Annotated in this window: 22 protein-coding genes and 1 pseudogene; 21 read left to right on the top strand and 2 right to left on the bottom strand. The window is 34.8% G+C overall.

Annotated elements, in window-relative coordinates; all coding sequences use genetic code 11:
• Positions 1 to 25: 25 nt before the first annotated feature.
• The 17 genes and pseudogenes from HMPREF9333_RS05315 to alaS all read left to right on the top strand — a co-directional run bounded on the left by HMPREF9333_RS05315 (position 26) and on the right by alaS (position 19,224).
• Positions 26 to 820, top strand: a complete 795-nt coding sequence (locus HMPREF9333_RS05315) for a hypothetical protein (RefSeq protein ID WP_005540397.1) — start codon at positions 26 to 28, stop codon at positions 818 to 820.
• Between the two features lie 339 nt (positions 821 to 1,159).
• Positions 1,160 to 2,446, top strand: coding sequence for a galactokinase (locus HMPREF9333_RS05310; RefSeq protein ID WP_005540395.1), 1,287 nt, complete (start codon positions 1,160 to 1,162; stop codon positions 2,444 to 2,446).
• A 283-nt stretch (positions 2,447 to 2,729) separates the two neighbouring features.
• A complete protein-coding gene (locus HMPREF9333_RS05305; protein WP_005540394.1) occupies positions 2,730 to 4,517 on the top strand; it encodes an aminopeptidase P family N-terminal domain-containing protein in 1,788 nt (595 codons plus the stop codon).
• A gap of 514 nt (positions 4,518 to 5,031) precedes the next feature.
• The gene (locus HMPREF9333_RS05300; protein WP_005540392.1) at positions 5,032 to 5,571 is read left to right on the top strand and encodes a ribosome maturation factor RimP; all 540 of its coding nucleotides are present in this window, start codon (positions 5,032 to 5,034) and stop codon (positions 5,569 to 5,571) included.
• Between the two features lie 64 nt (positions 5,572 to 5,635).
• Positions 5,636 to 6,916 (top strand): transcription termination factor NusA, encoded by a 1,281-nt coding sequence (nusA, locus tag HMPREF9333_RS05295; RefSeq protein WP_005540390.1) that lies wholly within the window; start codon positions 5,636 to 5,638, stop codon positions 6,914 to 6,916.
• 67 nt (positions 6,917 to 6,983) lie between these two features.
• Complete coding sequence (gene rnpM, locus HMPREF9333_RS05290) at positions 6,984 to 7,256, top strand: RNase P modulator RnpM (RefSeq protein WP_156797281.1); 273 nt, start codon at positions 6,984 to 6,986, stop codon at positions 7,254 to 7,256.
• Positions 7,249 to 7,557, top strand: a complete 309-nt coding sequence (locus tag HMPREF9333_RS05285) for a L7Ae/L30e/S12e/Gadd45 family ribosomal protein (RefSeq protein WP_005540388.1) — start codon at positions 7,249 to 7,251, stop codon at positions 7,555 to 7,557. The genes rnpM and HMPREF9333_RS05285 overlap by 8 nt, the downstream gene beginning before the upstream one ends.
• A 4-nt stretch (positions 7,558 to 7,561) precedes the next feature.
• Positions 7,562 to 8,275, top strand: coding sequence for a translation initiation factor IF-2 N-terminal domain-containing protein (locus HMPREF9333_RS05280; RefSeq protein WP_005540387.1), 714 nt, complete (start codon positions 7,562 to 7,564; stop codon positions 8,273 to 8,275).
• A gap of 242 nt (positions 8,276 to 8,517) precedes the next feature.
• Entirely contained in the window at positions 8,518 to 11,385 is a 2,868-nt protein-coding gene (gene infB / locus HMPREF9333_RS05275) for a translation initiation factor IF-2 (RefSeq protein WP_005540386.1), read from the top strand.
• 93 nt (positions 11,386 to 11,478) lie between these two features.
• A complete protein-coding gene (gene rbfA, locus HMPREF9333_RS05270; RefSeq protein WP_005540385.1) occupies positions 11,479 to 11,937 on the top strand; it encodes a 30S ribosome-binding factor RbfA in 459 nt (152 codons plus the stop codon).
• A gap of 60 nt (positions 11,938 to 11,997) precedes the next feature.
• Positions 11,998 to 12,984: a DHH family phosphoesterase gene (locus HMPREF9333_RS05265; protein WP_050798112.1), complete on the top strand. Its 987-nt coding sequence runs from the start codon at positions 11,998 to 12,000 to the stop codon at positions 12,982 to 12,984.
• 3 nt (positions 12,985 to 12,987) lie between these two features.
• Positions 12,988 to 13,995, top strand: coding sequence for a tRNA pseudouridine(55) synthase TruB (gene truB / locus HMPREF9333_RS05260; protein ID WP_005540383.1), 1,008 nt, complete (start codon positions 12,988 to 12,990; stop codon positions 13,993 to 13,995).
• A gap of 196 nt (positions 13,996 to 14,191) precedes the next feature.
• Positions 14,192 to 15,205, top strand: a complete 1,014-nt coding sequence (locus HMPREF9333_RS05255) for a bifunctional riboflavin kinase/FAD synthetase (RefSeq protein ID WP_005540382.1) — start codon at positions 14,192 to 14,194, stop codon at positions 15,203 to 15,205.
• 33 nt (positions 15,206 to 15,238) lie between these two features.
• Positions 15,239 to 15,712: a ribonuclease HI gene (rnhA, locus tag HMPREF9333_RS05250; RefSeq protein ID WP_005540381.1), complete on the top strand. Its 474-nt coding sequence runs from the start codon at positions 15,239 to 15,241 to the stop codon at positions 15,710 to 15,712.
• A 33-nt stretch (positions 15,713 to 15,745) separates the two neighbouring features.
• Positions 15,746 to 16,261: a lysozyme inhibitor LprI family protein gene (locus HMPREF9333_RS05245; protein ID WP_005540380.1), complete on the top strand. Its 516-nt coding sequence runs from the start codon at positions 15,746 to 15,748 to the stop codon at positions 16,259 to 16,261.
• 108 nt (positions 16,262 to 16,369) lie between these two features.
• Entirely contained in the window at positions 16,370 to 16,495 is a 126-nt protein-coding gene (locus HMPREF9333_RS13480; RefSeq protein WP_276979389.1) for a hypothetical protein, read from the top strand.
• Between the two features lie 85 nt (positions 16,496 to 16,580).
• Positions 16,581 to 19,224, top strand: a pseudogene (gene alaS, locus HMPREF9333_RS05240) (alanine--tRNA ligase).
• Positions 19,225 to 19,436: 212 nt separating this feature from the next.
• On the opposite strand, the gene HMPREF9333_RS05235 reads toward alaS, so the two are convergent.
• Both HMPREF9333_RS05235 and HMPREF9333_RS05230 read right to left on the bottom strand, forming a co-directional pair.
• Positions 19,437 to 20,333, bottom strand: a complete 897-nt coding sequence (locus HMPREF9333_RS05235) for a TDT family transporter (RefSeq protein WP_005540376.1) — start codon at positions 20,331 to 20,333, stop codon at positions 19,437 to 19,439.
• Between the two features lie 235 nt (positions 20,334 to 20,568).
• Positions 20,569 to 21,096 carry a C-GCAxxG-C-C family protein gene (locus tag HMPREF9333_RS05230; protein WP_005540374.1) on the bottom strand — a complete coding sequence of 176 codons (528 nt, stop codon included), beginning with the start codon at positions 21,094 to 21,096 and terminating at the stop codon, positions 20,569 to 20,571.
• Between the two features lie 844 nt (positions 21,097 to 21,940).
• Between HMPREF9333_RS05230 and HMPREF9333_RS12205 the strand changes: the two genes are divergently transcribed.
• The 4 genes from HMPREF9333_RS12205 (at position 21,941) to HMPREF9333_RS05205 (ending at position 26,007) form a co-directional block, all read left to right on the top strand.
• Positions 21,941 to 22,936: an ABC transporter ATP-binding protein gene (locus HMPREF9333_RS12205; protein WP_005540372.1), complete on the top strand. Its 996-nt coding sequence runs from the start codon at positions 21,941 to 21,943 to the stop codon at positions 22,934 to 22,936.
• A gap of 246 nt (positions 22,937 to 23,182) precedes the next feature.
• Positions 23,183 to 23,839, top strand: a complete 657-nt coding sequence (locus tag HMPREF9333_RS05215; RefSeq protein ID WP_005540370.1) for a bifunctional 2-keto-4-hydroxyglutarate aldolase/2-keto-3-deoxy-6-phosphogluconate aldolase — start codon at positions 23,183 to 23,185, stop codon at positions 23,837 to 23,839.
• Positions 23,840 to 24,096: 257 nt separating this feature from the next.
• Entirely contained in the window at positions 24,097 to 25,554 is a 1,458-nt protein-coding gene (locus HMPREF9333_RS05210) for a peptide MFS transporter (protein WP_005540367.1), read from the top strand.
• 132 nt (positions 25,555 to 25,686) lie between these two features.
• Positions 25,687 to 26,007: a hypothetical protein gene (locus tag HMPREF9333_RS05205; RefSeq protein WP_005540366.1), complete on the top strand. Its 321-nt coding sequence runs from the start codon at positions 25,687 to 25,689 to the stop codon at positions 26,005 to 26,007.
• Positions 26,008 to 26,015: the final 8 nt, after the last annotated feature.

Genomic DNA, 26,015 nt, shown 5'->3' with positions numbered 1-26,015 from the left:
GCAAGATTTTGTACATCGTTATTATATGTTTGATATAAATAAGATAAAATATCAAATACCCAGACTAAAACTTTTACGGTATTATTTGCCACCTGCAGAGTGGAATTCTTATAGAGAAGAAGATATTCTACCTTACGATTCATTTGCAGAAAAAGTAGATGAAACCGCAAGAAAAAGAATATCAACAACAGATGTTGCGGATAGAGATATTGATAACTATAATTTGGATAGTATAAACTTATATGCTAGAGAATTGTCGGAAGTTTCAGATGGGTATATATATATATTTGGAATGCAGGTAGTTAACTACAGAGATAGAGAATATAAAGAAAAATTAGTAAAAAGCAGTTTTAGAGGGCTGACAAGTGAAGAAATAGGTAAGGTAATGTATGAAACAGATGAATATAAAATATTTAGAATTAAGGTGGAAGATGTTAAAAATACTTTGGATAAATCCTATATTAATTATGAAATTATAAATGCAAGCTTGAGAGATGAAGATGTTTTAGAAGGGTTTGCAATTAGAGATAAGGTAATATACTTATTGTATAATGATTTTTCAGCCAATGAAAAAGGAGATAAAAATTTATATGTATTTTCTATAGATAGTGATACAGGTTTATCCAAAGAAATTTATAAAAAGAAAAACTTTTTTTCAGAACAATCAGATCCTGAGATTTTTTGTACAGATAGGCATATTTTTATATACGAATATAGTAATGATTATGAAAAGACCTGTATTACAAGGATTGACCGAGACGCCAGCAACCCTGTTTTGGTAATAGATGAGAATGGGGAAATAGGGATGAAACCTTTATGAAAAATACAATTGATAAAAATCAGAGAAACAAGGTAATTAATAAGTACAAAAATTGTACTACAGTAGATTAAGACGAGGTGTTTATGAAGAAAAGAATATCAGGTTTTAATACATCCTCTGGTAAAAAAGTATTGATATCGCTAAAAATAAAAAAATATGTTATAATATCTGATATAGAGTATTAAGCTCAAAATAAAAAATATATAAAAATTTATATACTTATTCTTATTTGATGTATCTGTTTTTTATTAAAGTTTATAATAAACAGAGTACATTATACTTATACAGGAATTTGATGTTCAGGGGGAAACTGCTTATATATAAAAGCAGCAGGTTTTTATGGATATATCTAAAAATATGAAGATGATAAGAAGTACTGATTGCAGGGTTTTATTCAGAAAACTTTATGGTACAAAAAAAGCTGAGGCTGCGGCTTTGAGATATGAGAATATTATAGATGTCTTTGTAAAAAGGTATAAAAGTCAGGATTTTCAACTTTTTTCATCTCCGGGCAGGGTTGAGATAGGTGGAAATCATACTGATCATAATTTTGGAAAGGTACTTGGCGGCAGCATTACATTTGATATAGCTGCTGCTGCGGCGGCAAATCAAACACCTATTGTAAACATATACAGTGAAAGGTTTGGTGAGATTACGATAAGCCTTAGTGCACTTGAGTCAAATAAAACTTATAAAGGTTCAAGAGAACTTGCAAAGGGAGTTTTGAGAGCACTTATGGAGATGGGTTACAAGGTTGGCGGTTTTGATGCCTATTTAGACAGCAGTATAATAAAAAGTGCAGGTGTAAGTTCATCTGCCGCTTTTGAAAATATTTTATGTCAGATTGTAAGCACATTGTTTAATCAGGGCAGTATAGAGCCGAGGACCTATGCCTATGCAGGGCAATTTGCTGAAAATATATATTGGAAAAAGGCAAGCGGGCTTTTAGATCAGTTGACTTGCGGTATAGGCGGAATTTTAGCTATTAATTTTGTAAATCCTGAGGATCCTCTTATAAGAAAGATTGATTTTAGCTTTGAAGCCTGCGGTTATAATATAATACTTGTACAGACAGGAAATGAGCATGAAGACTTTAAAGAAGAGTACAGTGCAATTCCGCATGATATGAAAAAAATAGCCGGGTATTTCGGATATAAAGGACTGGGACAGGTATTTGAAGAAAAGATACTGTTTAATCTGCAGAGTTTAAGAGCGTATGCAGGAGATCGTGCCGTTATGAGAGCATTGCATTTTTATGCGGAAAACGGGCGTGTTGAAAATGAAATAGAGGCATTAAGATCCGGAAATTTTGATAAGTTTTTGGATAATGTAAAAGAGAGCGGAGATTCTTCGTGGAAATACCTTCAAAACTGTTATTCGATTAAAAATCCCGAGGAACAGGGTATATGCATAGGACTTGCTATAAGTGAGCTTTTTATAAAAAGACATAAAAGAGGCGCATGCAGAGTTCATGGAGGCGGATTTGGGGGTGTAATAATGGCTATAATACCGGAGGAGATTACAAGTCAATATGTATTTCATATGGAAAATTTGCTTGGAAAAGGCTGTGCATATGTTACAAGTATAAGACCTTACGGTTCTGCCTGTTTAAATGAGCTTTTATAGATTTTGCAGTATTTTGCTTTTACTTAAAAGCTGTATAATGATTTTGTTAAGTGTACTGATATTGTAGTGTTTAGTATAAAATGTAGGAAAAAACTTGTTTTTTAAGACTTGATTTATACAGATAGCTGATGTATAGTAATACGCAGAAGCGGTTTATGATACCATTTTTAGGAGCATTATTCTTTGTATATTGTATTCTGTATTTTAAAAGTGTCATTGTAACCATAAAACGTGCTTCTGGGTATTATCCATAAAATATTTTTTTGCAAAGGAGAGTAAGCATATGGAAATTAAAGAAAGAATAGAGAAACTTCGCAGGCTTATGGCTGACAGGAAGATAGATATGTATGTAATTCCAACAGCAGATTTTCATCAGTCAGAGTATGTGGGGGAGCATTTTAAGGCTAGAAAATTTATAACGGGTTTTTCGGGTTCACAGGGAACTGCAGTGATTACAAAAGATGATGCCAGACTATGGACTGACGGCAGATATTTTCTCCAGGCTTCACAGCAGCTTGAAGGTACAGGCGTTTTACTTATGAAGATGGGGAATCCGGGTGTGCCTACTATTTGTGAGTATATTAAAGAAGCTCTGCCACAGAATGCCGTTCTCGGTTTTGACGGAAGGGTTGTTTCTATGTCTGAAGGTGTAGGGTATTACGATATAGTTGATGTAAAAGGCGGAAAAATAGTTTATGATTGTGATTTAATTGATGAGATCTGGACAAACAGACCGCCTCTTTCAAAGGAACCGGCATTTTATCTTGATATAAAATATACAGGTGAAACTACTGAGAGTAAACTTAAAAGAGTACGTGAGGCGATGAAAAAAGCAGGTGCCAATAAACATATTCTTACTACTCTTGACGATATATGCTGGATACTTAATGTACGTGGAAATGATATCGAATTTTTCCCGCTGCTTCTTTCCTATGCTGTAATCACAATGGATAAGATGGAACTGTATATTGATGAAACCAAGCTTGATGATAAAATTAAAACTGCCTTTGCAAAAGACAATGTAATAATTCATCCGTATAATGATATTTATGAAGATATCAAGAAGCTGAATCATGATGATGTGGTACTGCTTGACTCCGGCAGAATTAATTATGCACTTTATAATAATATTCCGCCGAAGGTTAAAAAGGTTGATGAAAGAAATCCCGAAATATTATTTAAGGCTGTAAAAAATAACGTAGAGATAGAAAATATACGTAAAGCTCAGCTTAAAGACGGTGTAGCACATGTAAGATTCATGAAGTGGATAAAAGAAAATGTTGGAAAGATTAAAATTACTGAACTTTCAGCTTCTGCGAAACTTGATGAATTCCGTGAGCAGATGGGGGATTTTATACGTCCAAGTTTTGAACCTATAGTTGCATTTGGTCAGCACGGTGCAATAATACATTATAGTGCAACAGAGGAAACTGATGTTGAAATTAAGCCGGGATGCTTTTTACTTACTGATACGGGTGCAGGATTTTATGAGGGTTCAACGGATATAACAAGAACTTACGCACTTGGTGATGTTCCGGCAATTATGAAGGAACATTTTACACTGGTGCTTATATCTAATTTAAGGCTTGGCGTTGCAAGATTTAAATATGGTGTAAACAGTACCAATGTTGATATAATTACAAGAACTCCTTTCTGGGAGAGAGATCTTGATTATAATCACGGCACAGGTCATGGCGTAGGATATCTTCTTAATATACATGAAGGACCTTCAGGTGTAAGGTGGAGAAGTATGCCTATGGATAATCAGCCTTTTGAAGCGGGTATGGTGATTACTGATGAACCCGGGCTCTATATAGACGGTTCACATGGAATACGTCTTGAAAATGAACTTCTTGTAGTAAACGGTACAAAGAATGAATATGGGCAGTTTATGCATTTTGAACCTATCACATTTATACCTATGGATCTTGATGCAGTTGATAAGAGTATAATGACTGCTGAAGATGTAAAACTTCTTAACGATTACCATAAGGCAGTTTATGAAAAACTTTCACCGATGCTTAATGATGAAGAAAAGGAATGGCTTAAGAAATATACAAGAGAAATTTAAAAGGATATCAAAAATAGATATCTTAACCTTTTCTTAACTTTTAATATGTTAAAATACAGGGGTAGCGTTGCATACGGTCTTTACCGGTAAGCAGTGCTGTTAATGAAAGCTGACAGCATCTTTTACATTTTAGCCGTGCTGTGGTGTTTGTATGGAAACGGGAAATGTCGCACCTGTTTCAGGAACATTCCGCTGCTTTGTTGAATAAATGCAGGCAGACCTGTATTGTTTATACGGACGGAAAGCTTTCATATTAATAAGGTTTTCTGCATTCCGGTCAACATGACCCTCCCAGTTCTAGTCACTGGAATGCAGAACGACCCTCCTATATGTGAATAAATAACGATTAATTGAAAACAGTTTTTGTTACAGCTTAAGAGAATGCTTGCATTTAGTTTGCTTTAGTGCTATAATTGGGCATGTAATAGAGTTTATTATCAAGTGGGCCGTACACGGTCCACTTTTTCTATGGTTTAAGATAAATATCTGATGCCTGCTGCGAGAAAGGAAGAAAATGGGAAAAAGTGAAGAATATGTCAGTAGAACTGAAGAATTTCTTGAAAAATTAAGCAAAGAAATAGACTTTGAAGTAGTTGATGTTGAATTTGTAAAAGAGGGTTCACAATATTATCTTAGGGCGTATTGTGATAAGGAAAGCGGTATCAGTATGGATGACTGCGTCGAGATAAGTCATGCCCTAAGCAGTTGGCTTGATCTTAATGATTTTATACAGGAAAGTTATACTCTTGAGGTAAGCTCACCCGGTCTTGGAAGAAAACTTAAAAAGGATAAGGATTTTATAAGAGAAAAAGGTAAAAAGGTTGATATCAGGCTTTATACAGCTGTAAACGGAGAAAAAGAGTTTACAGGTATATTGGAGGATTTTGATAAAGAAAATATTTATATTGAAGTTGACAGCGATGCACCAGTGAAAAAAAAGCCGTCAAAATTAGCCTCTAAATGTCAGGGTAATGGAAGCTGTGATTCAGAAGCCGGAATATTAAAAATAAAACGTACCGATATTGCAGTTATAAAACTTAATGTGGGATTCTAATAATATAACATACTGCCGTTAATTTTATAGAAAAGATTTAAATAATAAGGAGGACAACGGAAAAATGAATAAAGAACTTTTAGATGCACTTGATACACTTGAAAAAGAGAAAAATATAAGTAAGGAGGTATTGATAGAAGCTATAGAAAATTCACTTCTGTCGGCATGTAAAAACAATTACGGAACTTCAGACAATGTGCAGGTTGTGATGGATCCGGAGACTTGCGATTATCAGGTTTTACAGGAAAAAGAGGTGGTAGAAGCCTACGAAGGCGTTACAAATGAAGAAAAAGCCCTTAAAATAAGTCTTGAGGAAGCAAGAGAGCTTGATCCGGGATATGAAATAGGCGACAAGGTGCTGATACCCTTAAAGTCAAAGGATTTCGGACGTATAGCTACATTGGTTGCCAAAAATGTTATACTCCAAAAAATACGGGAAGAAGAAAGAAAAGCAATATATAATGAATATTTTGAAAAGGAAAGGGATGTTGTAACTGCCGTTGTACAAAGATATATCGGTAACAATATCTCAGTAAATCTTGGAAGATGTGATGCGATGCTTCTTGAAAAAGAGCAGGTTAAAAGTGAACATTTTGAACCTACTGACAGGATAAAGGTATATATACTTGAAGTAAAGGAACCTATAAAAGGACCTAACAGAGGACCAAGGATTACAGTATCAAGGACACATCCTGATCTTGTTAAAAGGCTTTTTGAAGCTGAGGTATCGGAAATCAGGGAAGGGACTGTTGAGATAATGTCAATAGCCCGTGAACCGGGTTCAAGAACCAAAATAGCTGTAATAAGCCATAATGAGGAAGTTGATGCGGTAGGTGCATGTGTAGGAGTTAACAGCTCAAGGGTTAATGCAGTGGTTGACGAACTTAACGGTGAAAAGATAGATATAATTAATTGGACTGAAAATGCGGCGGCACTTATTGAAAATGCACTTAATCCCGCAAAAGTAATCTGTGTAGTTGCAGATGAAGCAAAAAAAGAGGCACAGGTCGTAGTTCCTGACTACCAGCTTTCACTTGCTATAGGAAAGGAAGGTCAGAATGCAAGGCTGGCAGCCAGACTTACGGGTTATAAGATAGATATAAAAGATGAAAGTCATGCTATAAGCAGCGGATTATTTAAAGAACTCGGTATAGATTATATGCCGGAGGGTGAATCCGATATGGAGCGTATACAGCATGAAGATGTAGAAACTGAAAATATGGAAGATGTTTATACAGGCATAGAAGGCAGTGATGTATTTGATGATGAAAATCTTCCGACACAGAATACAGATTATGAGCAATCACATAGTATTTCAGATGGAAATGAGGACAGTAATAATTAAGACAGTAATAACTTAAATTTAGAATACTATGTATGTATAAAGCATAGCTTGGAACAGGAGGTAGGTCATAATTAAAAAGAAGCAGCCGCAGAGATTGTGCATAGGATGCGGGATCCAAAAAGATAAAAAAGAGATGGTCAGGATTGTAAGAACAGAAGACATACAGATAATTATAGATGAAACCGGTAAAAAAAACGGTCGGGGGGCGTATATATGCAAGAATGCCGAGTGTATGAAAAAAGCATTAAAAAGCAGAGGTCTTGACAGGTCATTTAAAATCCCGGTTTCTAAGGAAGTTTATGAGAATCTTGTATTACAGATGGAGGATTTATATGGATAAGGTACTTAGTTTTTTAGGTATTGCGATGAATGCGGGAAAGGTATCAAGCGGCGGATTTAATACTGAAAAACTTATAAAATCTCATAAGGCACAGCTTGTAATTGTTTCAGGAGATGCTTCGGAAAATACTAAGAAGCTGTTTTTTAATAAATGTAATTTTTACAAGGTTCCTATAAAGGTATATTCTTCAGCAGATAATCTGGGGAAGGCTATAGGTAAAAGTCCGAGATCATCATTAGCTATAAGTGATAAAAATTTTGCATTAAATATAAAGAAAATGATTGAAAAAGAGGAGGTATAACATATTGAGAATCAGAGAACTTGCTAAAGAACTTGATATACAAAGTAAAGTAATTCTTGAAATCCTTGAAAAAAAAGGTGTTACAGGAAAAACTCCTGCCTCAAATATAAGCGGGGATGAGGAAGAGGCTATAAGAAACAGGTATAAGACTTCTGAATCAGACAAACAAAAGGATATAGAAACTGCCTTAAAAACAAAGGATGAGACAGTTTTAAAGAATAAAAATAACGAAACTTCTAAAACCGGCATAAAAGAAGTGAGCAGTGAGATTAAAGATGAACACTCAGATATTAAAAAAACTGCAGAAAGTACGTCTGAAAACGTGCAAAACCAAGAAAATATATCTAAAGGCGACATCAGTATAAAGACTGATAAAGTAAATGCCGGTTATAAAACAGATAATGTTTTGGCTGGACAGAAGAATAAAATAATGGCTGTTTTTCGTCCTCAAAATGCGGAAAAATCTATTGGTCAGTATCAAAAAGAAACTGATAAAAAAGATGAAAACCGCAGAAAAAATAAAAAAATAAAAATGATAATAATATTAAAGAGGGACTGCCGGAAGAAAATAAGAGCGGTAAAGAATCTTTGCAGGCACATGGACAGATACATGTACCTAATGATAACAGAACGGAAGCTAAAGGGCCTCAAAATAATGAGTTTAAAAAGGAGGTTACTCAACAGGAAAAGCACAGGAGGAAAAAGGAAAATAAGATAAAACATACAGAAGATATCAGAAAGGGAAAAAATCAAAATAAAGCTGCAACTTCAATTTTAGGTGAAGCCCTTAATAAACTGGATAGAGAAAAATTAAAGAACATTATTATTGATAATAAGGCTGTCGAACATAATAATATAGTTTCAAAAAATATAAACACCCCAAAACATTCAAATTCTGTTTTGTCTTCGGAATCACCGGTACAGAGCGGTAAGAGAGAGGAAAAAACGGATATAGATGTCATGCAGGGGGATAATGAAAGAAAAACCTTGCAAGGCGATAAGTTGACGGATTATACTCCGGAATCAGAAAAATCAGATGTTGACATAACATCTGAGTCTTATACGGATAAGGATAAAGTATATGATAAAAATGATTTGAAAAATGATGAAACAATATTAGCAAATAGTAAAAATGAAAAAGAGGCAGTGAAAGTATCAGTGGAAAGTAAACAGGCAGATTTAGTTAAGGACACCGGAAGCGATCGGGAAAACAGTAATGAAAAAAACAACGTTCAAGTTGTTGAAAACAGCAGGAATGAAAAGGCTTTAAATCAAGCCGAAAGTTTAGCTAAAGGCAGACATCAAAAGGATGTAAGAGATGATAGGGACGGCAGAAAAAACAGAGAAAACCGCAAACCGAATGAAAATAAGGCAAAAAACCAACAAAAAGGCAGTACAGCTGAAAGCATAAGGCATGATATTAAATCTGTAAACAGACAGGATAATAAAGCTGAAAATAAGATGCCAAACAGAACTGACGGTAAATCTGATACAAGAAGAGATAATAAATCTGACGGCAGGTATCAAAATAAATCTGATAATAGAGCGGAAAACAGAAATTTCGGCAGACCGGAAAATAAAAACGGTGCAAAATATGATAACAGAGCAGACGGTAAGTCAGTAAATAAAAACGAAAACAGGGTATCTGTAAAAGGCTCCAGCAGGCAGGCTTATAAAAATGATAATAGAAACGGGAATGATTTAAGATCTGATTCAAGAGTTGATACACGAAAGCAAAGTTTTACAGATAAAAGACAAGGTTTGATGTCTAATTCTCAAGAGTTAAGATCAAGGGCTTACAGGGATGATTTTTCTGATAAGGACAAAGATGAAAAAAGTAATGATCAAAGACCGAGGCAGAACAGATCAAAGGCTCAGGGAGCAGAAAAGAAAAACAGTATGGAGCTGCTTGCTAAAAAGACTTCTTCAAACAGGATTAATAAAAATAATTTTAAAAACAGCAATAAGCTGGATAAAAAGCATCGTACTGAGGACGGACCTTCAAAAGGAAGAGTAAGCAAGCATCCTTTTATAATGCCGGTTAAACCAAAGGTTGATGTTGTTGAAGAAGATATAAAAGAGATTGTAATACCTGAAATAATTACAATTAAGGAACTGGCAGCCAAGCTTAAGCTGCAGCCGGCATCCATCGTTAAAAAACTTTTCCTTAAGGGAAGTATGGTTACTATAAACAGCGAGATAAGCTTTCAACAGGCTGAGGATATAGCTCTTGAATATGATGTTATATGTACACTTGAAGAAAAAGTTGATGTTATAGAAGAACTGTTAAAGGAAGATGAGGAAGATGAAGGACTGCAGGTATCAAGACCTCCGGTTGTATGTGTTATGGGACATGTAGACCATGGAAAAACTTCACTTCTTGATGCTATAAGAAAAACAAATGTAAGTACTCAGGAGGCCGGCGGCATTACGCAGCATATAGGTGCTTATATGGTAAGCATAAACGGACAGCCTATAACCTTCCTGGATACCCCCGGTCATGAAGCATTTACGGCAATGCGTATGAGAGGCGCTCTGTCAACTGATATAGCTATACTTGTAGTAGCTGCTGATGATGGTGTTATGCCTCAGACTGTAGAAGCGATAAGTCATGCAAGAGCTGCCGGAGTTGAGATTATAGTTGCAGTAAATAAGATAGATAAAGAAAGCGCAAATATTGACAGAGTGAAACAGGAACTTTCAGAATATGATTTAATACCTGAGGATTGGGGAGGTCAGACAATATTCTGTCCCGTATCGGCACATACAAAAGAGGGTATTGAAAACCTGCTTGAGATGATAATACTTACTGCGGAGGTTAAAGAGCTTAAAGCGAATCCGAACCGTAGAGCAAGGGGACTTGTTATAGAAGCCGAGCTTGATAAGGGTAAGGGACCTGTGGCAACTATACTTGTACAAAAAGGAACTCTGAATGTGGGAGATTTTATAGCGGCAGGTGCATGTTCCGGAAAAGTACGTGCCATGATAAATGACAAGGGGCAGAGAGTTAAAACGGCACTTCCTTCTACACCTGTTGAGATATTGGGACTTGATAATGTGCCAAATGCAGGTGAAGTATTTGTTGCTACTGAAAATGATAAGGAAGCCAAGGCATTTGCCGCAACATTTATCTCTGAAAGCAAGAATAAACTTATAGAGGAAACCAAGGCAAAACTCAGTCTTGATGATCTTTTCAGTCAGATAAAAGCCGGAAATGTAAAAGAACTGCCTATAATTGTAAAGGCTGATGTACAGGGTTCGGTAGAAGCTGTAAAACAGTCCCTTTCAAAGCTTTCAAATGAGGAGGTTGCGGTTAAAGTAATACATGGAGGTGTAGGTGCGGTAAATGAATCGGATGTTGCACTTGCTGCCGCAAGCAATGCTATTATAATAGGATTCAATGTAAGACCTGACAGCGCCGCAAAAGCAAGTGCTGAGCATGAAAATGTTGATTTAAGACTTTATAAAGTTATATATAAGGCTATTGAAGATATAGAGGCGGCAATGAAGGGTATGCTTGAACCTGTATATGAGGAAAGGATTATAGGTCATGCTGAGGTAAGGCAGCTGTTTAAAGCTTCCGGAGTAGGTACGATAGCAGGCTCATATGTGCTTGACGGCAAATTCCAGAGAGGCTGCAAGGCAAGAATTATAAGAGACGGAGATGTAATATTTGACGGAAATCTTGCATCATTAAAAAGATTCAAGGATGATGTCAAGGAGGTTGCTGCAGGCTATGAATGCGGACTTGTATTTGAAAAATTCAATGATCTTCTTGAACTTGATCAGGTTGAAGCGTATATAATGGCAGAGGTTTCAAGAGCATAATATAAAAACACTATTTTATAAAAGTAAAATTTTAAAAAACGGTTTTTATTTTTGCATATATGAAATAGAGATATCTACTGACAGGAGGTAAATATGGGCAAAAAAACCATTAAAAACATAAGGATAAACTCCGAGGTACATAGAGAAATAGCAGATATTATAAGAGCGGATATAAAGGACCCGAGGATAAAGCCCATGACGATTGTTACAGGTGCAGAGGTTACAAATGATCTTAAATACTGCAAGGTGTATATCAGTGTGCTTGGCAATGAAGATGAAGCAAGGGAAACGATAGAAGGTCTTAAAAGTGCGGCAGGTTTTATAAGAAGCCTGCTTGCCTCAAAACTGAACTTAAGAAATACTCCGGAGCTTAGGTTTGTACTGGACAATTCTCTTGAATATGGCATGAAAATATCGAGGCTTATAGATGAGGTAGTAAATAAAGATATGGAGGTATCTGACAATACAGATACTTCTACAAATGCCGCAGATATAAATATCTTAGAAGATGAAACTGAAATTGGCAGAGATGAAGATAAGACGGAGGAATAATGCTTGGAAAATTTTATTAAAAGAGATACAAATATTTCAAATCAGAGTATTTCGGGTAAAATATTAACTGAGTCCCAGTTAAATGAAGCAAGAAAAAAGTTTAAAGAATTTTTGTCAGGGGCAGGAAGTGTTGCCGTATCAGGGCATGTAAGACCTGATGGAGATTGTATAGGCTCATGCCTTGCAGTATACAATTATATAAAAAATAATTACCACAGTACCAAAGTACAGGTATTTCTTGAAAAACCTGCTGCAAAATTCTCATATTTAAACGGATATTATGAGATAAAAACTGAGGTTCCAAAAGATTACAGACCGGATCTTTTTATATGCCTTGATGCCGCATCTTCGGAGAGGTTAGGATTCAGTGAGAAAATTCTCAAAAATGCAGCCATAACTTTAGGCATAGATCATCATGTAACTAATACAAAATTTACCGGAATCAGTATAGTCGAAGATGATGCCAGTTCAACCTGTGAGCTTTTATATAAGATATTTGATAAACAGGGTATAGATAAAAATACTGCTGAATGTCTATATACGGGTATAATCCATGATACGGGTGTATTCAAGTATCGGTGTACTTCTACATTTACAATGGAGGCTGCGGCAGAGCTTATATCAAAGGGTGTGGATTTTAGCAATATAATAGATAAGAGTTATTATAAAAAGACGTACAGGCAGAATCAAATACTTGGAAGAGCACTTCTTGAAAGTATAATATTTTTTGGAGGAAAGTGCATTTATTCTGTTGTAAATCGTAAAATAATGGATTTTTACGGTGTTGACGGCAAAGATCTTGACGGTATTATAGACCAGCTTAGAAATACTGAAGGAATTGAGGTTGCATTATTTATGTATGAGATTGAACCGCATGTATATAAGGTCAGTATGCGCTCGGTTGATAAAGTTGATGTAAGCGGCATAGCCCGTCAGTTTGGCGGAGGCGGGCATCAGCGGGCGGCAGCATTTACTATGGCAGGCTCACCTCATGATATAGTAAATAATATATCTTCAAGGCTTGTACCTGTACTTGGGGATGTTTAGAGTATGATTGACGGTATTATAAATATCTTCAAGGAAAAGGGACCTACTTCACATGATGTTGTTGCCAGACTTCGCAGGATATTTAAGATGAAAAGGATAGGACATACAGGCACGCTTGATCCTGATGCCACAGGAGTTTTGCCTGTATGTCTGGGAAATGCCACAAAACTCTGCGAACTTATGACTGATAAGACAAAGGAGTATAGGGCAGTCATGATTTTGGGAATTACAACGGATACTCAGGATATATCCGGAAAAATAACTAAAAACTGTATTAGACTGCCTGAGCTTTCAAAAGAAGATATTATAAAAAATATAATGTATTTTAAAGGTGAATATATGCAGATTCCGCCAATGTATTCAGCTATTAAAGTAGGAGGCAGGAAGCTTGTTGATCTTGCAAGGCAGGGAATAGAGATAAAGAGAGAACCCAGGAAGGTTGAAATTTTTGATATAGAAGTAGAGGATATAATAACTGAAGCTGAAGGTATTAAACTGAACAGAACTCCTGAAAAAAGCCCTGCCGGAGCGTATGATATTCCGTTTCCAAGGATTATAATTAAAGTCTGCTGTTCAAAAGGGACTTATATAAGAACACTTTGTCATGATATAGGAGAGAGACTTGGTACAGGAGCCTGTATGGAAAGTCTTGTAAGAATAAGGTCAGGAGAATTTAGAATAGAGGATTCAATAAGTTTAGGCAGATTGGAAGAATTGGTTAAAGAAGAACTGTTAAGAGAAGAAAAGCTTATATCTGAAAGACCTGAATATTTAAAACATGTAATAATGCCGATTGAACATTATTTTAAAAAGCTTGATATACTTAAGGTAAAAAAAGGATATGAAAGATATATAGAGAACGGAAATAAATTAAGCCTTATAAATACCTGTATTGAAAGAAAGCCTTATGACGGTGAATTTTTTCGGGTATATGATATAAATGGCAGTTTTAAGGCTGTTTATAAGTATATTGAAAATGATAATCAATTCATTGTATATAAAAATTTTTAATCCTAAGAAAAATATGATTAATCATAATTTTCTTGGATATATGTGCATGGTTCTGCCTAAAATCGCATAGTAAAGGTACAAAACACCTGCGATTTTTGCACTGAAGACACTTGTTAAGTGTTTCCCTGAAATATTATGGGCAATGATATTTAATTCAAATTATAAAAGAGTATATAGCAACTGGAGTTTTAGAAACATGAAGCAATATGTGAATACAACTGATTTTTATATAAATGAAGCCACAGTGCTTACAATAGGGAAATTTGACGGGGAACATATAGGGCACAGAAAACTGCTTGCAGTCATGAAGAATATAGCTTTGAAAAAAGGCTTAAAAACAGCGGTTTTTACTTTTAATACTGCACCGTATGAGATTGTAGGCGGTTTTCGGAATAAATATTATGCTGATAAACAGCTCCAAAATGCAGAACAGTATACAGGACAGATAACCACTAATGATGAAAGAAATAAAATGCTTGAGGAAGCAGGTATAGACTATCTTATAGAATATCCTTTCAATAAAGAGGTTTCACATATAGGCGGTGAAGATTTTATAATGAATATACTTATTGAAAAAATGCATATGAAAGCGATTGTTGCAGGACCTGACTGTGCTTTCGGGCACAATAAGGAGGGAAATGCCGATTTGCTTAAAGAGGTCGCTAAAAAACTTCCTGAAGAATCATCATATGATGTTATTATTATTGAAAAACTAAAGGATGAGAATAACCGGGATATAAGTTCGACTTTTATACGGGCTGAGCTTGACAGTGGCAATATAGAGAAGGCAAACAGACTTCTTGGAAGCAATTACAGTATACATGGCAGGGTTGTGCAGGGGAATATGATAGGAGGTAAAATTTTAGGGTTTCCGACTGTAAATATAATTCCGCCCAAAAATAAACACCTGCCCAGATTCGGGGTTTATGCTTCAAAGGTAAGAATTATAAAAACAGGGGAAGAATACCAGGGACTTACAAATGTCGGAATTAATCCTACTGTCGATAATGACAAGAAAAAGCATTGTCCAAGAGTTGAAACCTATATATATGATTTCGACCGGAATATCTACGGTTCTGATATAGAAATAAGTTTTATTAAATTTATAAGACCTGAAAGAAAGTTCAGCTCACTTGATGATCTGAAAAAACAGATATCGTCTGATAAGGAAGCTGTAAAAACATATTTTCGGAGTATAGAGTATGTATAAAGAGTATTAATATAAAAGAAAGAGCTTTGAATTATGGACTTTGTAAAAATCTATTCTGACGGAGCGGCAAAAGGTAATCCTGAAGGTCCCGGGGGATATGCAACTATAATAAAATTTACTGATAAAAACGGTAAAAATCATGAAAGGCAGTTTTTTCAGGGATATAAAAAGACTACAAACAATCGCATGGAACTTATGGGCTGTATCACAGGTCTTGAGGCGCTTATAAAACCGTGCAGAGTTGAGGTTTATTCGGATTCAAAATATTTGACTGATGCATTTAATAAAAACTGGATTGATTCATGGATTAAAAAGGGGTGGAAAAGAGGAAAAAATGAGACTGTTAAAAATATAGATCTATGGAAACGACTTCTTAGGGCAAAACAGCCGCATGATGTTTCGTTTATATGGATAAAAGGACATGCCGGTCATCCTGAAAATGAATTATGCGATAAGCTTGCAGTTGATGCTGCATGCAGTGCTGATCTTATTGAAGATAAATTTTAATATAAATTATTATGGTATGAAAATATATATGGTATGAAAAAAGAAAAATATTTAAAGCTTATAATAACTGCAATTTTTATATCAGGTATTCTGCTTACTTACGCAGTAAATAGATATGTAGCATCTGAAATTGAAAAAAATATGATGCTTGAGGCAACTCAGATGGAAACAAGTTACGGTAAATATGATTATTATATAAATGTATTTGCCGAGATTGAGTCATATTTTGATAAACTAAAAGCGGATGAAAATTTTGAGCAGCCTAAAAAACAAAAGGAAGCTGCCGCTTCGGAATTTCAGAGATGGGAGATGGAACTTAGAGATCTTTACAGAAATATAGTTGCAGGGTTAAGTGATTCTGAGGCAAAGGCTTTGGAAACCGAACAAAATGAATGGAAGAAGCAAAGAGATGCGGATGCACTTGATGCAGTCTCAAGACTTAGGGGCTCAAACGACAATACGGAATATATTAAAAGTCAGGCTGAAAGTACAAAGATAAGGGCTTATGAACTGCTTGAAAGATATAAAGAACTGCTTGGGAAAAAATAAATATAATCCTGTTAAAACTATAAAACTGTGGTATACTTTAATACATAGTTTTATAGCTGCTGAAACAGCATAAACATTCTATATTTTAAGAAAGGTGGTTTTTAGAATATGACTATGTTGATAAATGAAATTATAATGAATCTGGTGAGGGCTTTGATTTTTATATTGATATCAATTATCGGGATTAAAGCCGGAAAAAAATTCCGTGATTACAAGGATGCACAGAAAAAATAGATACTTATAATTTTATTTTCAAAGTAAAATAAAAACTATAAGTAAATGTAATATAAATTAAATTTAAGATTTTCGGAGGAAACCCATGAGTAAGTATTATGGAGTGAATGAAATAAGAACAAAATTTCTTGACTTTTTTAAAAGAAAAGAACACTATATAATGAAAAGTTTTTCTCTTGTACCTAAAAATGACAACAGTCTTTTGCTTATAAATTCAGGTATGGCACCGCTTAAACCCTATTTTACAGGACAGGAAAAACCTCCTAAAAGCAGAGTTGCAACATGCCAGAAGTGTATAAGAACAGGTGATATTGAAAATGTCGGAAAGACTGCAAGACATGGTACTTTTTTTGAAATGCTCGGTAATTTCTCATTTGGTGATTATTTCAAGAGAGAAGCCATATCCTGGACATGGGAGTTTTTGACTGTTGATATGGGGCTTGATAAAGAAAGACTTTACCCTTCGGTTTATCTTGAAGATGATGAGGCATTTGAAATATGGAATAAAGAAATAGGTATACCGTCGCATAAAATATACAGATTCGGCAAAGAGGATAATTTCTGGGAACATGGTTCAGGTCCATGTGGCCCCTGTTCCGAGGTATATTATGACAGGGGTGAAAAATATGGATGCCATAAGGAAAACTGCACTGTAGGCTGCAGCTGCGACAGGTATATGGAGGTTTGGAATAATGTATTTACACAGTTTAATGGTGATGGAAAAGGGAATTATACTGAGCTTGAACAAAAAAATATAGATACCGGTATGGGGCTTGAAAGACTTGCGGTTGTAGTTCAGGATGTAGGTTCTATATTTGAAGTTGATACTATAAAGGCACTTCTTGATGCAGTGGCGGATACAGCCTCGACCTCATATAATAAAGATCCTTTAAAGGATATATCATTAAGACTGATTACCGATCATATACGTTCATGTACATTTATGATTTCTGACGGTATAATGCCGCAGAATGAGGGCAGGGGATATGTGCTCAGACGGCTTTTAAGGAGAGCTGCAAGACATGGAAGGATACTCGGTATTGATAAAAAATTTCTTTCAGGCCTTGCAGCCAGGGTAATTGATATGAATAAGGAGGCATATCCGGAATTAAATGACAGAAAGGATATGATACTTAAGGTAATTGCCGAAGAGGAAGAAAGATTTTATAAGAATATAGATAATGGTCTGGGTATACTTTCGCAGATGAAAGAAGAACTAAGGAGAAGCGGGGGTAAGGTTCTTGACGGAAAAGATGTATTTAAGCTTTATGACACCTATGGTTTTCCGTATGACCTGACTAAGGAGATACTTGAAGAAGACGGATATGTCATAGATGAGGAAGGCTTTAATGCTGAAATGGAAAAACAGCGAAAAAAAGCCAGAGATGCCAGAAAAGGAACTAATTATATGGGAGCCGATGTAACTGTATATCAGAAAATACCGGCTGATATAAAAAGTGAATTTACAGGCTATGACAGTCTTAAATCAAGAGGAAAAATTATCACCGCTGTTTCTGATGACGAGATAGTACAGGCACTTACTGTCGGTGAGAGGGGTACTATAATAACCGATATAACACCTTTTTATGCTACAATGGGCGGACAAAGTTCTGATAAGGGTATCATATATAATGACGAAGGGAAATTTATAGTTGAGGATTGTATTAAGATACAGGGAAATAAAACAGGTCATATAGGATATGTTAAAGAAGGTCTTTTAAGAACGGGAGTTTTTGTACAGCTTGAAGTAGATGCGGTAAAAAGAGAGGAAACCTGTAAAAACCACAGCGCAACACATCTTTTGCATAAAGCTCTTAGAAATGTACTGGGAAAACATGTTGAGCAGGCAGGAAGCCTTGTTGAGGCGGATAGATTAAGATTTGACTTTACTCATTTTTTAGCACTTACACAGGAAGAACTGAAAAAGGTTGAAGATGAGGTAAATACTGAAATCAGGATGGCACTTGATGTCAAGACTGACATAATGGATCTTGATTCTGCTAAAAAAACAGGTGCTATGGCACTTTTTGGTGAAAAGTACGCAGAGAATGTAAGAGTTGTAAGTATGGGTGATTATTCAAAGGAGTTATGTGGAGGCACACATGTAAAAAACACCTCTGATATAGCTGCATTTAAAATAATTTCCGAAAACGGAATAGCTGCCGGAGTGAGGCGTATTGAGGCTATAACATCGGATTCAGTCCGTAATTATTACGAAAATATTGAAATAATGCTTAATGAGGCGGCAAATGAACTTAAAACCACACCCTCAAATATTGCAGAAAGAATCAGAGGTATTCTTGATGAACTTAAAATGATTAAATCTGAAAATGAGAGTCTTAAGGCAAAGCTGGCAAAGGAGAGTATGGGTGATGCTTCAGACAGAATAACTGATATAAAAGGTATTAAACTTATTTCAATGTGTGTTGAAAATGTTGAGATGAATGAGCTTAGAAATCTTGGCGACGGGCTTAAAGAAAAGACACAGGGAGGAGTTGTAGTTCTTGCTTCAAAAGTTTCAGGAAATGTAAACCTTATGGTTATGGCAGGGGATGCCGCTTTAAAAAACGGTGCCGATGCCGGAAAGATTATTAAAGAAATTGCACCTATTGTAGGCGGAGGCGGAGGCGGAAGACCGAATATGGCACAGGCAGGAGGCAAAAAATCCTGAAAACATTGAAGAGGCACTTAAGAAAGCAAAGGAAATACTTCAAATGCAGTTAAAATAATTCAGCCGTTTTGTATGTGCTATGTGTCAATATATGACTCGCTACCCTATTATAAATTAAAAAACATATTATTATAAATATATATAATATAACGAAAAAACTTCCCGATAAAGCTATAAATAAAGCAATTCATGTTTTATATCTTTAACGGGAAGTTTTTCGTATATATAAGATTTATGCATTTTTATTTACCGGATTTGTAAACATAAACTTTAAAAAAATATATAAGTATATAAACAAAATCCGACAGCAATTATAGTTTCTGCGAGTACTATATATTTTAAATTAATAAACTGAACCCCCATCTTTGTAAGTGCAGCCATAGTCATTTTGGCTGCGATAGCACTTATTACAAAAGGGAACGTAAATGATGCGAAACTCGGATAAAAATTTCCTCTGATAAAGTCCACTGCCTTTATAAGTGTAAATATATATATTATAGATGCGGCTATAAACATAACTATAAGCATTTCCTTTGATTTGGGCATAACTGACTGGACATAACCTGCTATACACAGACTTAAAGGTGCGGTATATATACATATAAGAGGTTTTGCAGGTGCGGGAATATCCTTAAATTTATTATATTTTATACTTACAAGTATAAAAAGCAGTATAAATGTGGCAAAGCCGAACCAGAATGCAGCATTTCCAAATGCCTGCATATTGTAGGCAGGAGCGGTAACTGAAGCAACTACTATACCTACATATACTATGTAGTAACTCGCAAATACATCTTTAAGATCAAACTGCTTTATAAAAAATCTGTATGTGAAGTAAAATATAAGAAGTATGTGAAGTCCGACCGCTGCTGCCCAGATATAAAAAGCGGCATTTCCTATAAAGGGCTTTATATAGGTTGACAGCAACATAATACCCATAGGAAATGTACCTGAAACACTTGCTGATACAGAACTGTTCATGTCAATTTTAAAGTCTTTTGGATTTATAATATATTTTAATATAAGCAGCAAGGCAAAAAAAGCTGACAACACTCCGCATATATATCTTATTCCCTCTCCGAAACTTTGCAGAAGATTTCCAAGTGCAGCCATACCCAGCATTACTCCGGCGACCGGCATAGTTACTCTTTTTAACAATTGGTTCATAAATTATTAAGCCTTTCTTTTTAATTCCTTTTTACAGACACAAAAAGCTCCATGTACCCTGCCGGGTCAGAAGAAGCTTTTTGTACTTTACCCTTTAACTGATTTGTTTTAAATCAGCTTGTTTTAAGATTGTCCCTGTATTTTATAATCATATTACAGGACATTGCAATAAATTTAAAATACTTAACTGTATAAGTAAACCGGTATTTTATTATCACAACCTACATTATGTGCTCTATGCGGTAGCTGATTGTTTCTCAACATTATCAGATGCACCTTCAATTTCATCAAGATTTACAAGACCATATTCTCTAACTATGATCTCAGCAACCTTTCCGGCACAAAGTCCTGTATAGCGTATGCACTGTTCTTTGTGTTCACCTTTTCCCATGTCGAATTCCCTTGTAAGAATTCTGCAGCATACAGACTTTTTGCCATTTGTGTTTTTAAAAAAGTCATGAAGCTCATTTGTAAGCTGCATACATTTTACAACTTTTGGATCCTTTGGACCGTTTTGTGCTGTACGTCCAAAGAACATACCGAGTGCGAGTACACCTCCGTTTAATGCGCCGCACATACATCCTGAACGACCTGCACCTACTGACATACCTGATGACATTGCGATAACTTCATCAGGAACATCAAGTTCAAAATTTTTCTTTACAGATGCCATAATTGCTTCACAGCAAAAATATCCTCCTCTGTAAAATTCTTCAGCATCAAGAGTAACCTGGCGTGGGCTTATTTCTTTTTTAATATGCATATTGAAATCCTCCTTAAAAATAAATATAACAAATCTGACAAGCTTTTGTATCAGAATGTATCATGATAAGATTTGTACAGCATACCTGCTTATATTGCCTCAATCTGCGGAGTATACCGTATTGCGACATATTAAAACAACAGGATACAAATGTAACCTCTAAATCATATATACAACCATATTATAACGAAATGCAACAAAAATATCTATATAATAACAGTTATTCTATATTATCACTCAAATAAAATAAATTATTTATATATATTTGTACAAAACATATATTGATAAACTTCGAAAAGTTACACATATAAAATCAAATATGATATATAAGGGCTTAAGAAACTATATAGTCAAAGGCTATTTTTTAGAATGAAGCAGGCAATTTATACAGGGAATCAGCTTAAGGTTTTAGTATAAAATATTTGAAATATATTGATTTTAAAATAAAATTTATATATTTTACACCAAGTTTATGCTATCTATATATCTGTGTTTGATTTATTTAAAGAGATTAACAGCAGTTTATAGTAAGTTGGTATTTAAACAAACAGATTTTATAATTTATGATGGCAGGTAAGCCTAACTTATGTTATACTGTAAGAGGTATTTAAATTGTACAAAATATTATACATATAAATACTACAAAAATACTTCATATATAGTGAGATTATTATAAAAAATATACTGTATATTCCCATACAGGATATATACACAATCGTATTTTTAAAGTACGCATAAGAACTTATATCTTCAGTATGCTTATAAAATAATATCGAACTTAAGAGCCTTAGAGCATAGTATTTGTATAATTGTATAAAATTGTTATTAAAAAGGAATTCAGGAAATGAATGGAATTAGACTTAGAGATATAAAAAAGAGTTTTACCATTGAAAATAAAACCATAGATATACTTAGAGGAGTATTTCTTGATATAAAGCCCGGTGAGATTACAGTGCTTTTAGGAAGGAGCGGATGCGGAAAGACAACACTTTTAAGAATTCTGTCAGGACTTGAATATGCCGATAAAGGGGATGTAATTGCAGATACTCAGGTAAAGCCTGCTGTTGTATTACAAGAACCCGGTCTTATACCATGGCTTAATATAAGGGATAATATTGCATTTAGCATTAAAAATAAAATAAAAAATGAAAACAGAAATTTTGTAAATGAAAATTCTCTGTTTAAAAAAATGTTTTTAAACAGAATAAATTGGAGTATAGTAAATAAAACTGATTATAAAAAAAGAAGAACGACTGCTTCTTTTTTAAACAAAAAATTACATATAATTCCAGAAAAGACATTAAACACAGATATTGGTGAAAATTCAAAAAAAATATCAAATATAATTAAGATATATCCTAAAATATATGGCATAGATGAAGAAAAAAACGATTTTAACGATATAGATACTATTTTAAGGGAATATTGTAATGATTATATTGATTCGATTATTAAAATGATTGGAGTTTCAGGGTTTGAAACAGCTTATCCAAATCAGCTTTCTTTGGCTATGCAGCAAAGAGTCTCAATAGGCAGGGCATTTGCTTACGATCCTTCCTTTATAATAATGGATGAACCTTTTGCCGCATTTGATTATTTTACAAGAAAACAGCTTCAGTCTGAGCTTTTAAAGATACATAAAAAAGCGGGTATGAGTGTGCTTTTTGTAACACATAGCATAAATGAAGCTTTTATGTTGGCGGATAAAATTGCACTTATGAAAGACGGTTTTATAGAGAATGTATATGATATAAAAAACGTTTGTGGCAATACTTCGGTTTATTTTAATGCAATGAGAAAAGAAATAGTTAAAAATCTTGAGTTTTGTTCTGACATTTAGTATAATTTTATGGGTTTTAATCTATTTATTATTTATTAATTTTATAAGACTTGAAAAATCTATTTCATGGATTTTATAAAAAATATATAAGTTTCAGACTTTATAATATTGCAGGTAAATTGCAGATATTATAAACAGTAAAAATCTGCTGTCTTAACTGCTAAGTAAATAGAAAAAGCCGCAGTCTCATATATAGAAATGTGCTGAGATACATTTTAAAATTTAAGGATATGGAGGAAGTTTCAAATGAAATTTAAGAAAGAAGATGTTATCGCAAAGATGAGAAAAGACTGTCTTATCGCTGTTATAAGGGCGAAAGATGCTGCACAGGGTGAAAAGATTGTAGATGCCATTACGGCAGGAGGGATTAAGTTTATTGAAATTACAATGACGATGGATCATGGAAGCCCTGTAGAATTCATTAAATTTCTTTCTGAAAAATATGCTGACAGCCCGGATATAGTTATAGGTGCGGGTACTGTGCTCGATCCTGAGACTGCAAGGCTTGTAATTTTAGCAGGAGCAAATTATGTAGTAAGCCCGGGATTTAACGCAGATACTGTAAGACTCTGCAATAGATACAGAATTCCTATGCTGCCGGGAGTTATGACACCTACTGAGGCTATACATGCTCTTGAGGCAGGCTGTGATGTAATAAAGCTTTTCCCCGGGAATATACTCGGTCCGTCTTCAATAAGTACTTTTAAAGGTCCGCTTCCTCAGGGAGAATTTATGCCAAGCGGAGGTGTTGACGTTGACAATGTTGACAAGTGGCTTAAAGCGGGAGCTTTTGCAGTAGGCACAGGTTCAAGTCTTACAAAAGGGGCTAAAACAGGAGACTATGATGCGGTAAGAAAAAAAGCGGAGGAGTTTGTAGAGGCGGTAAAAAAAGCAAAGGGCTAAATTAGGTTATAAAGAATATATGAAGAAAATTATTTTTTAATATACATCTTTAAGATTTTATGATAAAATGCTTAAGGGCATAAAATAATTAATTAAAACAAAATACAAAGCAGTATAGATTATTTTATGGGTTAAATAGAGAGATTACGGGATGCGGTGCGTAGTTCTGGTACAGTTGTAAATTTAATGCAAGGCTGTTTCTGCCTGTAGATATTTTAAGTTGTGCCGTATTTTAATAAACAGGAGGTTTATATTAAATGGAAAATTCTGGTGCTGAAAAATCCAAATATCCTATAGGATTTTACATCGGATGTTTGACTTACTCTTTTGAAAGGTTTGCTTTTTATGGTACGAAACCACTGCTTGTATTATATCTTACAGCTGCGGTAGCCAATGGAGGGCTTGCAATTCCTAAGGCACAGGCGGCTATAATTGCGGCAAACTTTACTGCATATACATATATAGCTCCGCTTATAGGCGGATATATATGTGATAAGTGGCTTGGAGCAAGATATGCCGTAACGCTTGGGTGTATTATAATGGGAATAGGTTATCTTATGGGCTGGAAGTCAAGCAATCCGGCAGTAGTAAATATGGTTGATCCTGCTTATGGACTCTATGCTTCATATATACGTTCACTTGGTGTGAAAAATATGGCATCTATAAATATGATGATTTATATAGTCTCGATAGGAACAGGACTGTTTAAAGGTAACCTGGCAGGTCTTATGGGTAGAATGATTGAAGATGACAGTAAGATGGACGCTGCTTTCTCAATCCAGTATTCATTTGTAAATATAGGTGCGTTTTTTGGTTCTGCAATAATGGGTGTTGCATATATGCAGTTTTTCAAAAAAGGTCTTATGCTGGGCTTTAGAGAGGTATTTTTATTCTGTGCAGTGTTAATGTTTATAGGAGGAGTAGCTTTTACCGCTTCATACAAGCTGCTTCATGGACAGGGCAGGCTGCCGTTTAAATATCTTACAGATGCAAAGGGAAATGTTATAGGTGAGGCTGAGAAAAGCTCCGGCAGCAAGAGCTCTGAAAACAAGGGAGTAAAGCTTACAAAGAAAGAAATCAATGGTGTTATTGCCATTATATTTGTTTCATTTGTTTCGATTATATTCTGGACATTTTATGAACAGCAGTCAAGTGCTTTAACTCTTTATGCGGCAGATAATGTTGATATGACATTAGGAGCAATTAAATTATCACCTGTACATGTATTTACAACATGGAACGGTTTGCTTTGTATATTTATGAGCCTTGGAGCGGCAAAACTCTGGGCTACACTTGCAAAGAGACCTCAAGGGGATCTTACTATGTTCCAGAAGGTTACGATTGCGTTTGCTTTCCTTGGACTTGCATATACGGTGCTTATATTTATGGAGCTTGCAAGAGGAGGCGGTTCAAATAAGGCTTCAGTACTTTGGCTCTTGTTCTTTGGAATACTCCTTACTACTGGTGAAATATGTTTCTCACCGCTTGGAAACTCATTTGTAAACAAGGTTGCACCTAAAAAATATCTTTCATTGCTGCTTGGTGTATGGATATTTGCTACTTTTGCGGCAAATAAGCTTACAGGATATGTACAGGGCGTAATTGAAAACTATGGTTTTATGCAGACTATAGTAACTTTCTCAGTAGTATCATTTATAACTATGGTTATATTGTTTGCTCTGTCAAAACCGCTTAATAAGCTTGTTGAGTCTTAAAATAATACCTGACAGCAAAATTACTGCTTTGTGATTAAATTCTAAAACTGCCGGCATCAAAGTCATTTTCTGAAATTTTGGTGCCGGTTTTAGTTAACTTTTAATAAAAAAGCCTTATTGCGGAGGAAATATATGATTAAAAAATTGAATGATTTTGAAAAAAATATGCTCTTAATGGCAGGCAGTGCCGCAGTCGGTATGATGTACAGCTATATGCTTTATGAAAATACGACTAATGATGCATTTGGTGTAGCTTCAATCTTAGGGCTTTTCTTTATAGGGGCTTTTATACTTTCTATTTCCATAAGAGCTACAGTTTGGAGAAATCAAAATAAACCATTGGACAGGGCAGATAGAAGCGAAAATATGAAACAAAGTGTTTCAGGTAAAACAAACAGCTCAAAGTCTGCATTAAAAAGTAAAGACAGAACAAATAAAAAATTAAAAAAATAAAAAGGAAA

Source organism: Johnsonella ignava ATCC 51276, assembly GCF_000235445.1.
Lineage (GTDB): Bacteria > Bacillota > Clostridia > Lachnospirales > Lachnospiraceae > Johnsonella > Johnsonella ignava.
This window is presented reverse-complemented; position numbering and strand designations above follow the sequence as displayed.